The sequence below is a fragment of the Anaerobacillus alkalidiazotrophicus genome (assembly GCF_001866055.1).
In genome coordinates, this window is record NZ_MLQS01000017.1 from 173,658 (window position 1) to 186,286 (window position 12,629).

The following is a 12,629-nucleotide window of genomic DNA, read 5'->3' on the forward strand; positions in this document are numbered from 1 at the left end:
TATTTACTATGTGCCTATCCACCATTTACAATGGATATTAATGGAACTTCTAATTTATTATTGGAATGACAAATTTAAAGAGTCCCAATTATAAGAAAAACGAAGCGAATCATAATCGGTTTGTGATTAGTTAAGTTTTTCTAATAGGGAGTAGATGGCCAAATGGAGATAGATGTTTTAAAGAATTTATTAAATGAACTCGGTTATTTTGGTGTTTTTTTATGGTTATGGTTAGGAATGCTTGGTATACCAGTTCCGAATGAAGTGGTCGTAGCATCAATAGGTTATTTGTCAACTACACCTTTATTAAAAATAGAGAAAGTTATTATTATTGGTTATTTAGGGTTAATATCTAGTTTAACTACTAGCTATCTACTAGGTAGAATCGTAGGAAAACGGTTTGTGAGATACTTTTCTATAAAGCCTGGATCAAAATCCTCACTCCGTAAAGCTTCCAAATTTAATAAAAAAATATCATGTGTATTCTTTAATCATTAGCTATTTTATACCTGGTGTACGTAATTTTGTCCCATTTTTATATGGTATGATGCGGCATTCTTATTTAAGGTTTGCTCTACTTTCCTATTTTACAGCTTTTGTTTGGTTTAGTCTCTTTTTTTATTTAGGAATGATCACTGGTCAAAATAGTGATAGTTCAACCTTTGTCACTATATCAGCATTAATAATTCTTATATTAGGATTTTTATCCCACTCTTAAGGGGCAAGTAAGACCCCCACCTCAAAACTTAAGAAAATCGAGAAGTTTAGGTGGGGGATAAACTGCCCCTAAAGGTCCGATATAGAATAACTAACAATCAGTGGGGGATGAAGGAAAACCCCCACTGATTGAAGTTCAGCTTTATTTGTTAACTGGATTAAACGAAAAAAAGAGTCGAAGAACAGTTACATGGGTGAAGTTGTAAATTGAAAAATCTTGTAGGGAGGGGTGAAATGGTGAGAGAAGCAGTCATCGTTCAAGCGGTACGAACACCAATTGGTCGGAGAAATGGGATATTAAGTAGTATACGCCCAGATGAAATGTTATCTCTTGTTCTTAGTGAGGTTGTAAAAAGGGCAGGAATTAGTAAGAAAGAAATAGATGATGTCATTTGTGGCTGTGTTACTCAGTGTAGTGAGCAAGCAGCTAATATTGCTAGGATAGCTGCGCTTATCGCTGGTTTTCCTAAAGAAGTTCCTGGAGTAACGATCGATAGACAGTGTGGTTCTAGCGAACAAGCTATTCATTTTGCAGCGCAAGCAATTCTTAGTGGCGACATGGATGTCGTTATTGCTTCAGGTGTAGAGAGTATGTCAAGGGTGCCGATGTTTTCACAGTTTCAAGGTCGTAAAGAAAGTAAAAGGCTTTCTGACCAATATGAAATGGTACATCAAGGTTTGTCAGCTGAACGAATTGCCGACAATTGGAACTTGAGCCGTCAACAATTAGATGAATTTGCATTGAGTAGTCACCAAAAAGCAATAAGGGCGAGAGAAAAGTTTAAACAAGAAATGATGCCATTGGACATTGAAGTTAATGGTGAAAAACATCGTGTAACTGAGGATGAAGGTCCAAGGGATAACACTTCTTTAGCCAAACTATCTAATTTAAAAACCCCATTTTTAGAGAATGGGAGAATAACAGCTGGTAATGCTAGTCAAATCAGTGATGGTGCAGCAGCAATTTTAATTATGTCAAAAGAAAAAGCCTTACAGTTAGGAGTGAAAGGAAAATTTCGAATTGTAGCTCGAACCGTAGTCGGTTCAGATCCTACTTTAATGCTAACAGGTCCAATTTTTGCGACAAAAAAGGTATTACAAAAAGCAGGGTTAACCTTGAAAGATATTGACTTATTTGAAATAAACGAAGCTTTTGCGTCTGTGCCTTTAGTGTGTGAAAAAGAATTAGGGATTAATAGGGATAAGATAAATGTAAACGGTGGTGCAATAGCATTAGGACATCCTCTTGGTGCTACAGGAGCAAGAATGATGACAACGTTATGCCATGAATTAGAAAGAAGTGGCTTGCGGTATGGACTTACAGCTATTTGTGAAGGATATGGAATGGCCAATGCGACTATTATTGAACGTATTAAGTGAACTACTAAATAAGACACCCATAAGTTGAATGGGTGTCTTATTATAATCGAAGATTATGTTTCTTTCTATTCACTAAGCTTAAATCCTTCATCAAGGGTAACGAAAGTAAATCCTTGCTCTTTTAATAAAGGAATGGCTAATTTCACACCCTCTGTTGTTCCCTTTAAAGGCTGATTCATATGTAACAAAGCTATTGATCCGGGTTTTGATGACAGTAAGGCTTCTTTGACTTGGTTTGCTGAATAGGTAGCTCCAGCATCACCAAGAATGTCATAGTTTACAACTTTCATCCCCAAATCTTCAACAATTTGAACAGCTATTTCATCATAAAAAGCTGTACCAGAACGGAAATAACGAACTTTTAGACCTGTAAGTTCGTATATTTTTTTATAATTATTGATCACTTCGTCAATCACCTCATGGACACTCGATGTTGCATTAATTCCCCAAGCAGTTCCACCTTTAATTGATAAAGGTCGATGATTAGTCCCGTGGTTTTCAATTTGAAATTGTTTAAGGTTTGCCAAATAAAGAAATTCCTCCAAGTTATTGTTAATCCACCGACTATTAATAAATAATGTAGCAGGAATTCCTTCGTCCACTAAAAAGTTGATTAGTTCCTTATCGTAGTCACTTCCCCATTCCCCACCACATGCATCAAACGTTAATGCTATGACTTTTTCCTGCGTTGGTAGTCTATGTATAACGCCAGAAACATTTTCGCCCCATTGCTTTGGCTCCGGATACTGTTGGGCATTAATTTGCATAATTTTTTCTTCTAGCAAATAAAAACTATTATTTTCTAGAAAAGAGATACTCAAAGGTACATTAATTAATAATTTACTTCTCATTATATGGTGATGATCGTCAGCCAAGGTTATTCTTTCTTTTTGAAAAAGAAAAAAAGCGAAACTCCCAGCGACAATAATATTGACCATTAGTATCAAAGTAATTTTCCTTACCACTATTTTTTACCACCTTTATGAGTATGTTTGACCTATTAATACTATAAATTAAAGTTGTGTAAAAATATACAAAGTTTTATTTGTGATAAAGTCAATTTATATCATGTGAAATAATTTGTGAAGGTTATAACGCTGTTGTTATATAGATATAGTTATTTAGGTGCGTAGGTAAGACCGACTGATTGTAAAGTTTTAAAATTTCTCTTTTGTAAGGTTATATTTCTTTTCTAGAAAAATTATCTTGAGAAAGTACCTGTTGTAACAAAGTGTTCACAGGAAGTGATGAAAATCACAGAATCTAAGCTGACGTTAATGGTACTCTTTTAACTGTTAGATGAGATAGCTCGTTACTTGTGATTTTTTGAACTATCAGAAAGTATAAAATTTTATGGATGATAGTATAAGAAAAGCTAAGGCTTTCGCCATTAAGACCCCGCGATAAGCCAAGCTTTTCTAACATAATCAGAATTTATCCCACTCTTAAGGGGCAGTAAGTTAAACTAACAATCAGTGGGGGACGAAGGAAAACCCCCACTGATTGAAGTTCAGCTTTATAAATTTCCAACTTGGAAACTGTCTTGCGCAAGCAGCCTACGAGCTCGGTCACTTTAGTCAAGCAACTGACTTCAGTTACCTCTTGAAATCCTTCGTTGATTAACTTCATGCAGCTTTGCTCCTGCGATTACTCGTCGCACGGAAAACAACTGCTCCTGCGATTACTCGTCGCACGGAAAACAACTGCTCCTGCGATTACTCGTCGCACAAAACACTGCTTCGAGGAAGCTTACTACGAAGCAGTACTTGAAGACGCAGAAGCACGTAAGAAGCCAAAGAACGGCTTCTGTCAAAGGCCGCCCCAGTGAAGCTACTACTTGAATTACTTCGAAGCGGCTTTGCGAAGAGCAAACGGAGTGGCACACGAGCAGCTGCTCGTGACCAAGGCGCTTGCGCTTTTCTTGTCCAAGAGTCTGGGGAGACTTATAAAATAAACGATACTCATAACGTGAAAATTAAAAATAATAGGTTTTTGGAAGAAACTTGGCTCCTTACATTGTGACACTAGAAAAATAGGAAAGTTTCAAGTTCAAATTCTTCTTAATTAAAATTTTCATGAAGGGGCTTTGTTCTTTATTGGTGAATACGGAACAAAAGAGAACGGTTACATTTAGTTTGGTTTCAATGAACGTTTAGGGGAGTATTGATGATCCGAAAATATTGTCCGGATGAGTTTCCAATAACGCTATATTTAGATTTAATCAAACTGATTTGAACTTAAGGGTCATAGACCCCCACCTCTAAGCGTAGCGTAGGTGGGAACTTCCATTCAGGTGGAGTTGAGACTCCATCTGAATTTCCGATGTTCTAGCGAAGCTAGAACGAGTTCTCTTGGCGACATATCAACTAGCAGAACAGGACTTGTAGATTAGACAGTCGGTTTCTTACGTACGCCAGTAAGTGATAAATCTGATATTAGCATTTTGGTAGCTGTAGTTGTGGGTCGTATCTTTTTATGTATTATCCATTGAAACTCTAAAGTATCTTAAGGAATGATAAAAAGTGATGTACCGGTTAAATACGCCAAAGAGCATTATGGAAATTCGTATGATGAATTAGTAACAAAAAGTTGAAATTAAAGAAGTAAAATCTCAGAATAGCAATAAGGGAGGCGTAATGCTTTCCCTCATCTTATCGAATAAAGGAAACAAAAACAGAAAGCTGTCCCCACTAGTGGACAGCTATTTTTTTCTAATTTTAAATTTCATTTTGAACAGGATCAACTATAACGATGCGTTGTATATATGAACTCAACAACAAACTCCCAAATTATATAAACCTTCAAACATTCATTTCTGCGAAACAAACAGGATGGATGAAGCAATTAGATAAGTCAGAAGTTGTAGAAATAAAGTCAAATATTGAAAAAAGTCTCCAATCATTGCTCGAGTAAAAATGAACGTTTATGATGGGAATATAAAGGATAGATCATAGAATTAACAGATTTTTTAGGAGAACAAGATGAGAACATCGAAAATGGTGTGAATAAATTAAAGAAAATGGCTTTGTTTTATCGAAGGAAAATGAAGGATTCAAGAATTAAGATAGAAAGTGTACTCATTGTATCGTCACAGTAAAACATTTTTATTTAAGAAAGAGGTGTGCTTCTTTGAAGGCAGGGGCAGTAATATTAGCAGGTGGAAAGTCGAGTCGCATGGGGAAAAATAAAGCCCTTTTACAAATTAATGGAATTACGACTATTGAAAGAACAAAAAATAGTTTGAGAGAAGTATTTGATGACATTCTTTTAGTTGCTAACGATGCTGAAAAATATCGATTTTTGAATGTCCCAATTACAAAAGATAAAGTAATAGATAAAGGGCCACTTGCAGGAATACATGCTGGATTACTTACAGCTAACCATGATACGAACGTTTTTGTAGCTTGCGATATGCCTTTCATTTCTTCAAAGTTAGCAAAATTGTTAGTAGAGTTAAGTGATGGATATGATGCAGTTGTTCCGGTAATAAACGGTGAACAACATCCTTTGTTCGCTGTCTATAAAAGATCTATTATAAGAGTGATAGAAAATTGTTTTGAAACTAAACAATTAAGAATTAAGTCACTGCTCAATCAAGTTAATGTAAAATACGTGACAGAAGATCAATTGAAAAATAAAGAAATTGATAAACTTGAACAAGTTTTCTATAATATGAATCATCCTTTTGAATATGAAAAAGCAAAGATAATCGCAAAACAATAGCAACTCTCATAGGAAAAAGGAAGGATGGTTAATAATGCAATATTTCACTGTGAAAACAGTAGAGGAAACGTATAAACAAATTAAAGAATTAGTAAAATCAGTTCAGGAAACTGAGGAAATGCCGTTAGAAAGTTCTCTTCACCGTATAGTAGCTGAAGATGTAGTTTCTACAGGTGGTCAAGGAAATAGAAACAGTCCCAACGAGTGATGCGTTAGGAAGGGTAACGGCATTACCGGTTTTTGTTAATCTTTCAATGCCTCATTACCATGCATCCGCTATGGACGGTATTGCTGTCCGTGCAGAAGATACATATGTAGCCCATGAACAAAGGCCTCTTCTTTTTGTAAAAGCTCTTCTTTTGCAAGGTGTCTCGGTTTATCTTCACTTTACGCTTTATTTCACTTCCACTCAGAAGTAGAAATAGAACTTTACAAATCATCTGAGGATATTAAAAAGGCTATTCTTTTTACAGGGAGTCATGATTTATCGATTGACATTATTTCTACTTTATTGAAAAAGACTGAAGGAAGCAGGCAAATTAACTCTTCGCATGGTGGGAGTTTAGCACGGGTAATGGCAATAAAAAAAAGGAGAAGCTCATGTAACCGGAATTCATCTTCTAGATCCTGAAACAGGGACATATAATCTACCGTGCGTGGAAAAATATTTAGCGAAAGAAGAGGTAGTAGTTATTCCATTTTTAAAACGACAGCAAGGTTGAATTGTTGCAAAAGGAAACCCACTTCAAATTAAAACTGTAGGAGACATAGTAGAAACATAAAGTAGTACGGTATATGGAGCCTAATTTTTTATAAATTAAAATTAGTGAGGAGGATTAACATGTTAAGCAATATAGGAATTCCGGGGTTAATATTAATCTTAGTGATTGCACTAGTTATTTTTGGACCGAAGAAGCTTCCTGAAATTGGTAGGGCTATGGGTCAAACACTAAAAGAATTTAAGAAATCAACTAGAGAATTAACGAGTGAATTTGAAGATGACGATAAAAAAAGTAAAACCTCTGAAAAATTAGAGAATGCAGAGAAGTAAGAATCAATAGTTGAAATCGTTTATTTTAATATGTTTTAACTGACAGGATAACTACAAAGATAGTAGAGAAAAAGAGGTTGACTGAAAATCAAATATGGGCTCTTTTGAGATCAACCTCTCCTTTTTCATATATAAAAAAATATTATAATAAAGAAAATTAAATCTATAAAAATAATAAGAAGGAGAGTGTCCTTAGGCTTGCTTTTGGAAACCCTCCTTCGTTTTACTTGAAACGCGATTAGTGAATTAAGCTAGTATAATTAAACTTTTAGGTACAGGTATTGTGACTGTACTTTGTTAAGTTTGTTCTTTATAGTTTCTCAACATTTACTGCTTGTGGTCCACGATTGCCTGTTTCAACCTCAAAGCTTACAGATTGTCCTTCTTCTAACGTTTTAAAGCCGTCTCCTTGAATTGCAGAAAAATGAACAAATACATCATCTTGTCCTTCCACTTCAATAAATCCAAAGCCTTTTTCTGCATTAAACCATTTAACTTTACCTTGCATAAAAAATTTCCTCCTAAATAGTTACCTAAAATTTATTTCCATTTACTTATTCTTTATTTAGTAAAGAACTTTAACTTGATTTAAATCCAAATAATGAATATTATCATTCATTATTTTGCCACTAAGATACTTTATCTACTTACGTTGTACCGCTCGTAACTTGATATAGTTTTATGTGGCATAGTTTTGATAATTGTGACATGTACTCAAGTAAATGGACATTGATAATTTTCCCATATATAAGAAATATATTCATTTTATTTTATGACATTTATAATTAAACCAACCTTCGCTACGTATCATTCTATGGCGCAACTGGATGTCGTATGACAGATTTAGATTATCCTAAATATATTTTTGATAATGGCCTTTATTTGTTTAAGAATAGATTTTTTTATTTCTAAAATAATAAGACAAGGATTATTACTTCATTGAACCCAGTACCATACTTTTAATGTGAAGCGGGGCGAGGTTATTATGGCAGAGAAAAAAACATGGGATCTTGTGTCCTTGGCTTCAATTCCCTTAGTAATGACGTTAGGGAATTCAATGTTGATTCCTGTCCTTCCAACTATAGAGAAAGAATTACAAATTACTTCTCTACAAGTTAGTTTGATTATTACTGTATATTCAGTCGTTGCTATTGTCTTAATTCCAATTGCAGGTTATTTATCTGATCAATATGGAAGAAAACGAATCATTATACCGAGTTTAATTATCGCTGCTTTAGGTGGTTTGATTTCTGGGTGGTCTGCATGGCAATTGAAAGATGCTTATGGGGCAATCATAGTTGGTAGGCTACTTCAAGGGGTAGGGGCAGCTGGAGCCGCACCTATAGTCATGCCGTTAGTGGGCGATCTTTATCAAAATGAAAGTGATGTAAGTAACGGTCTAGGTGTTATTGAAACAGCAAATACATTTGGGAAAGTCTTGAGCCCAATACTAGGGGCAATTCTAGCTGCTTCAGTGTGGTTTATGCCATTTTTTGCTTTCCCTGTGTTTTGTTTGATTTCAATTTTTATGATGATCTTTCTAGTGAAAACACCTCCGTTATCAATTATCCCTCCAAAAATAGACGTATTTTTCAGATCATTAAAGTACATTTTTAAAAATGAGGGTCGTTGGTTATATGCAGTCTTTGCGATAGGCTGTATCTGTATGTTTGTTCTTTTTGGTGTTTTATTTTACCTATCAACAATGTTAGAAGAACAGCACAACATTGAAGGAATTAAAAAAGGGATCATCCTTGCGATCCCGCTAGCTGCTCTCTGTTTTTCTTCTTATATTACAGGGAAAGGTATCGGTAAGGAAAAACAACGTATGAAGGTAGTTACTACTGTTGGTTTACTAATTCTAACAATTGCAAATTTTTCCGTTGCTTTTACAAAAGATATTTATGTATTACTAACGGCGATGTTTGCTTCTGGCTTAGGAATTGGATTTGCCTTGCCAAGTTTAGATGCTCTGGTTACAGAAGGAATAGAAAAGGGAGAAAGAGGTACAATTACGTCTGTTTATAGTAGTATGCGATTTGTTGGTGTAGCATTAGGCCCACCTATTGTAGCTATTATTATGAAGGTTTCTCATTTTATTTTATTTGTTATTATTACATTCATTAGCTTAATAGCCGTTTTAATATCAATAATTTTTATTAAACCATCAGAGGATGATTAAAATGAGATACATAACTTCTAAAATAGGGAAGCCGATTAGATATGCATTTTTCTTTTAACTGTGTATAATAAAGGAAAATTAGGGAGATTGGAGTGTCATTAGAAACGTTGCTTAATCAAACATTTTCATTTGTCGACTATTACAAAAATACAGTAGAACTTTCATTTGTACCTAATGCATTCTCTAAAAATCCAAAGCACGTTTGGATTATTTGTCAATTTAACAATAAATGGCTTCTAACTTGTCATGAAGAACGAGGATTTGAATTTCCAGGTGGGAAAGTAGAGGAAGGGGAAACTGCAGATCAAGCTGCTGTTCGTGAAGTTTACGAAGAAACAGGTGGAATTATAAAAAAAATACTCAAATTAGGTCAATATAAAGTTACAGCTAAACATGAAATAGTCATTAAAGATGTTTACTATGCACAAATTGACCGTTTAGAAAAAAGAGAGCATTACTTTGAAACTAAGGGTCCTACTTTATTTAACGACCTTCCTGAGAATATTCGAGAAAATAAACAATTTAGCTTTTTAATGAAAGACGGTGTTCTCACCCATTGTTTAGATATAATAAAAAAGAAAGAACTTAGTTTTTAACTGAGTGAATTTCATCTTAACTTAAATGGAGCTACTTAATTCTAAATGTTATTGGAAACGGTCTTTATCCAATAACATTTAGTATCAGAGTAGCAAAAATAAACAATTATGAAATTCATTAAACTATGTAGCTTCTTACCGTGGAGAATTATATTGGGAAAAAATTATAATGACACCAAATCTGTTATTTTGATAAATGTCTAAATAATTGATGTTTTCCGACAGAGCATCCGCTATTTAGTCTTGAGATAGCTATTTTTTATGGGTTTGATTAAATAGTGATCTTGTGTCTGCGAAAGTATAAAAACGCACAAATGTGCGTTTTTATGCTAATATGGTCTCGTGACCTAAGGGTTTGCATCTTCTATTTATCGCTGAAGTTGTTTCATTAATTTTCGTTCTAATAACTCAACACCTTGATACATAACTGTTGCGAGTATTGCTATAACTAACAAGCTTAGTATGACTAAATTGAAGTTGAATACTTGGAAACCGTAAATTATCATATAACCTAATCCTTTTTTAGAGACAAGAAATTCTCCTACAATGACACCGACCCAAGAAAGTCCCACATTTACTTTTAATGTTGAGACTATTGTTGGTAACGTAGCTGGTAAAATGACAGATTGAAACGATTGAGATTTAGTTGCTCCAAAGGTCTGCACAACTTTTAAATAGTTCTCATCTACATTTTTAAATCCATTATAAACGACTAGGGTCGTAATAATAACCGAAATTAAAGCACCCATAGCAATAATCGAAGAATACCCTGGCCCAAGACCAACAATTAAAATAGGGCCAAGAGCAATTTTAGGCATAGAGTTTAATACTACAAGGTAGGGGTCAAGAACGCGCGAAACAAACGGAGACCACCATAATATCGCGGCTAACATAGTTCCTATAAATGTTCCAAGAATAAAACCTGCAATCGTTTCGAGTAAAGTCACAGATAAATGAGTAAATAAAGAACCATCTATTATTTTCTCAATGAAAAGTTTCCAAACCCGTGAAGGCATACTAAATAATAAAGGATCTATCCACCGTAGCCTGGAAGCAGTTTCCCAAATAGCAAAAAATGAGACTAAAATGCTTAATTGAACAACCTTTATTTTAATTTTTTCAATACGTTTATTTTGCTTATATTCTTCATGGAGTTTAGATACTGAATTACTCAAGGCTCTCCAACTCCTTCCATATTAGTTGAAAGAGCTCATTAAATCTTGGATGATTTCTTGCTTGGAATGGCATTAAAACTCTTAGCTCTTGAGGGATTTCAAATATTTGATAAATAGTCCCAGGGCGTGCTGATAATAGTACAATCCGATCTGACATGGCAATTGCTTCCCCAATGTCATGGGTAACTAATATTGCTGTTTTTTTCTGCTCTTTAATAGTATGAGAAACGAGATCTTCAAGCTTTAGTTTTGTCTGATAATCTAGTGCTGAAAAAGGTTCATCTAATAAAAGAAGAGTTGGTTGTGTTGCAAGCATACGAACTAAAGCAACACGTTGTCTCATCCCCCCAGATAATTGACTAGGGAAATCATTTTTTTTATCTATTAACCTCATTTTATCTAGTAACGACAATGCGTGTTCCTTTGTATCTTGCGTAAGTTTTTTCATAGTTTTTAAACCGATTGTAATATTTTGCTCGATTGTTAACCAAGGAAATAAATAGTCTTGCTGAAGCATATAACCAGTTTTTGGTGATGGACGCAAGATTTGCTGCCCCTCAATAATAATCTCTCCATTTGTCGGTTGAATGAGGCCTGCAATTAAAGATAATAATGTTGTCTTGCCACAGCCACTTGGACCGATGATAGAAATAAATTCCCCATTATCAATAGAGAGTGTAATATCTTTGAGGGCGGTTGTTGCGGTTTCTTGTGAAAAAAAAGTTTTATCTACATTGTTAATATTTACAATAGACACAGCAAAACCTCCCTTTTTGTGTACATTTACTATGAATTGAATCGCAAAGGGTCATTAAGTCGACTCTTGCAATACTCTTACCTCTACAAAGCTATTCCATTACCTTATCAGCAAATTTTGTATTTACTAATTTTTCATATTCAACTTTCATTGGTAGCTCCCCAGCTTGATCCATGATTTGTTGTAGATTCTCCCAAGCTTCTTCTTTAATTCTAGGTGTTGTTGCGTAAGAGCCTTGAGATTTATAGTTATGAACCACGTTTTCAATTATTTCTATATCAGTATCGCTGAAAAATGGTTGAATTGACCTCGCTATTTCTTCATTTGAGCTTGACTCTACCCATTGTTGTGCTTTATATAATGCTCTTGTAAATCGTTCAATAACATCACGATTGTTTTTAATAAAACTTTCCTTTGCCATAAAACCAGTGTAAGGTACTGTACCAGATTCTATTCCAAATGAGGCCACTATGTGACCAATCCCATCTAGTTCAAATTGTGTAGCTGTTGGTTCAAATAATTGAACATAGTCTCCAGTTCCGGAAGCAAAGGCGCTAGGGATATTACCGAAGTCGATGTTTTGGATTAAATTTAAGTCTCTATGAGGGTCGATTCCGTGTTTTCTTAAAACGTGTTCCCCAACCATTTGAGGCATTCCACCAATGCGTTGACCGAGAAATGTACTGCCTTTTAACATTTCCCAGTCAAAGTTACTAATTTTTTCTCTAGAGACAAGGAATGTTCCATCTTGCTGAGTAAGTGCAGCAAAGTTAATTGCAGGATCATTCGCTTCTTGAGCATAGACATAAATAGAAGTCTCTGCTCCGACTAGTGCGATGTCCGCACCTCCCGCAAGAAGTGTTGTCATTGTATTATCGCCACCCCAAGTAGTTGTTAAGTCTACTTTAATCCCTTCTTCCTCAAAAAAACCTTCAGAAATAGCTACATATTGTGGAGCGTAAAAAATTGAACGTGTCACCTCTGCTAAGCGAACGGTATCTGTATCATCATCGGATGAACACCCTACAAAAAATAACATTGAAACAGC

At 34.8% G+C, this 12,629-nt stretch carries 16 protein-coding genes; 11 read left to right on the forward strand and 5 right to left on the reverse strand.

Translation table 11 applies throughout. The features are described from left to right. Positions 1-162: 162 nt before the first annotated feature. The 3 genes from BKP45_RS11220 to BKP45_RS11225 all read left to right on the forward strand — a co-directional run bounded on the left by BKP45_RS11220 (position 163) and on the right by BKP45_RS11225 (position 2,097). Positions 163-498, forward strand: coding sequence for a DedA family protein (locus BKP45_RS11220; protein WP_071389777.1), 336 nt, complete (start codon positions 163-165; stop codon positions 496-498). Then, positions 479-718, forward strand: coding sequence for a DedA family protein (locus tag BKP45_RS23560; RefSeq protein ID WP_407639595.1), 240 nt, complete (start codon positions 479-481; stop codon positions 716-718). Before BKP45_RS11220 ends, BKP45_RS23560 begins: the two co-directional genes overlap by 20 nt. Positions 719-954: 236 nt before the next feature. Then, positions 955-2,097 carry a thiolase family protein gene (locus tag BKP45_RS11225; RefSeq protein ID WP_071390141.1) on the forward strand — a complete coding sequence of 381 codons (1,143 nt, stop codon included), beginning with the start codon at positions 955-957 and terminating at the stop codon, positions 2,095-2,097. 65 nt (positions 2,098-2,162) lie between these two features. Here BKP45_RS11225 and BKP45_RS11230 read toward each other — a convergent pair whose 3' ends face one another. Beyond that, positions 2,163-3,062 carry a polysaccharide deacetylase family protein gene (locus tag BKP45_RS11230; RefSeq protein ID WP_245747445.1) on the reverse strand — a complete coding sequence of 300 codons (900 nt, stop codon included), beginning with the start codon at positions 3,060-3,062 and terminating at the stop codon, positions 2,163-2,165. An 859-nt stretch (positions 3,063-3,921) separates the two neighbouring features. On the opposite strand from BKP45_RS11230, the gene BKP45_RS22115 reads away from it, so the two are divergent. From BKP45_RS22115 to BKP45_RS11245, 6 genes are all read left to right on the forward strand, one after another. Beyond that, on the forward strand, positions 3,922-4,119 hold the full coding sequence (locus BKP45_RS22115) for a hypothetical protein (RefSeq protein WP_139193813.1): 198 nt from the start codon (positions 3,922-3,924) through the stop codon (positions 4,117-4,119). Positions 4,120-5,226: 1,107 nt separating this feature from the next. Continuing rightward, the gene (gene mobA / locus BKP45_RS11240; protein ID WP_071389779.1) at positions 5,227-5,820 is read left to right on the forward strand and encodes a molybdenum cofactor guanylyltransferase; all 594 of its coding nucleotides are present in this window, start codon (positions 5,227-5,229) and stop codon (positions 5,818-5,820) included. A gap of 34 nt (positions 5,821-5,854) precedes the next feature. After that, positions 5,855-6,028: a hypothetical protein gene (locus BKP45_RS22535; protein ID WP_169824100.1), complete on the forward strand. Its 174-nt coding sequence runs from the start codon at positions 5,855-5,857 to the stop codon at positions 6,026-6,028. After that, complete coding sequence (locus BKP45_RS21610) at positions 5,994-6,239, forward strand: hypothetical protein (RefSeq protein ID WP_084787856.1); 246 nt, start codon at positions 5,994-5,996, stop codon at positions 6,237-6,239. Before BKP45_RS22535 ends, BKP45_RS21610 begins: the two co-directional genes overlap by 35 nt. A 192-nt stretch (positions 6,240-6,431) precedes the next feature. Next, positions 6,432-6,542: a substrate-binding domain-containing protein gene (locus BKP45_RS22995; RefSeq protein WP_084787916.1), complete on the forward strand. Its 111-nt coding sequence runs from the start codon at positions 6,432-6,434 to the stop codon at positions 6,540-6,542. A 119-nt stretch (positions 6,543-6,661) separates the two neighbouring features. Then, entirely contained in the window at positions 6,662-6,871 is a 210-nt protein-coding gene (locus BKP45_RS11245) for a twin-arginine translocase TatA/TatE family subunit (RefSeq protein ID WP_071389780.1), read from the forward strand. 310 nt (positions 6,872-7,181) lie between these two features. Here the strand turns inward: BKP45_RS11245 and cspD are convergent, their stop codons facing one another. After that, positions 7,182-7,379: a cold-shock protein CspD gene (gene cspD, locus BKP45_RS11250; RefSeq protein WP_071389781.1), complete on the reverse strand. Its 198-nt coding sequence runs from the start codon at positions 7,377-7,379 to the stop codon at positions 7,182-7,184. Between the two features lie 477 nt (positions 7,380-7,856). On the opposite strand from cspD, the gene BKP45_RS11255 reads away from it, so the two are divergent. Both BKP45_RS11255 and ytkD read left to right on the forward strand, forming a co-directional pair. Further along, positions 7,857-9,053 (forward strand): MFS transporter, encoded by a 1,197-nt coding sequence (locus BKP45_RS11255; RefSeq protein WP_071389782.1) that lies wholly within the window; start codon positions 7,857-7,859, stop codon positions 9,051-9,053. Positions 9,054-9,145: 92 nt separating this feature from the next. Further along, positions 9,146-9,649: an RNA deprotection pyrophosphohydrolase gene (gene ytkD, locus BKP45_RS11260; RefSeq protein ID WP_245747447.1), complete on the forward strand. Its 504-nt coding sequence runs from the start codon at positions 9,146-9,148 to the stop codon at positions 9,647-9,649. 368 nt (positions 9,650-10,017) lie between these two features. Here the strand turns inward: ytkD and BKP45_RS11265 are convergent, their stop codons facing one another. The 3 genes from BKP45_RS11265 to BKP45_RS11275 form a co-directional block, all read right to left on the reverse strand. Next, complete coding sequence (locus BKP45_RS11265; RefSeq protein WP_407639597.1) at positions 10,018-10,773, reverse strand: ABC transporter permease; 756 nt, start codon at positions 10,771-10,773, stop codon at positions 10,018-10,020. A gap of 43 nt (positions 10,774-10,816) precedes the next feature. Next, positions 10,817-11,581 carry an ABC transporter ATP-binding protein gene (locus tag BKP45_RS11270; protein WP_071389784.1) on the reverse strand — a complete coding sequence of 255 codons (765 nt, stop codon included), beginning with the start codon at positions 11,579-11,581 and terminating at the stop codon, positions 10,817-10,819. Positions 11,582-11,672: 91 nt separating this feature from the next. Then, complete coding sequence (locus BKP45_RS11275) at positions 11,673-12,620, reverse strand: ABC transporter substrate-binding protein (RefSeq protein ID WP_245747464.1); 948 nt, start codon at positions 12,618-12,620, stop codon at positions 11,673-11,675. Between the last annotated feature and the right edge of the window lie 9 nt (positions 12,621-12,629).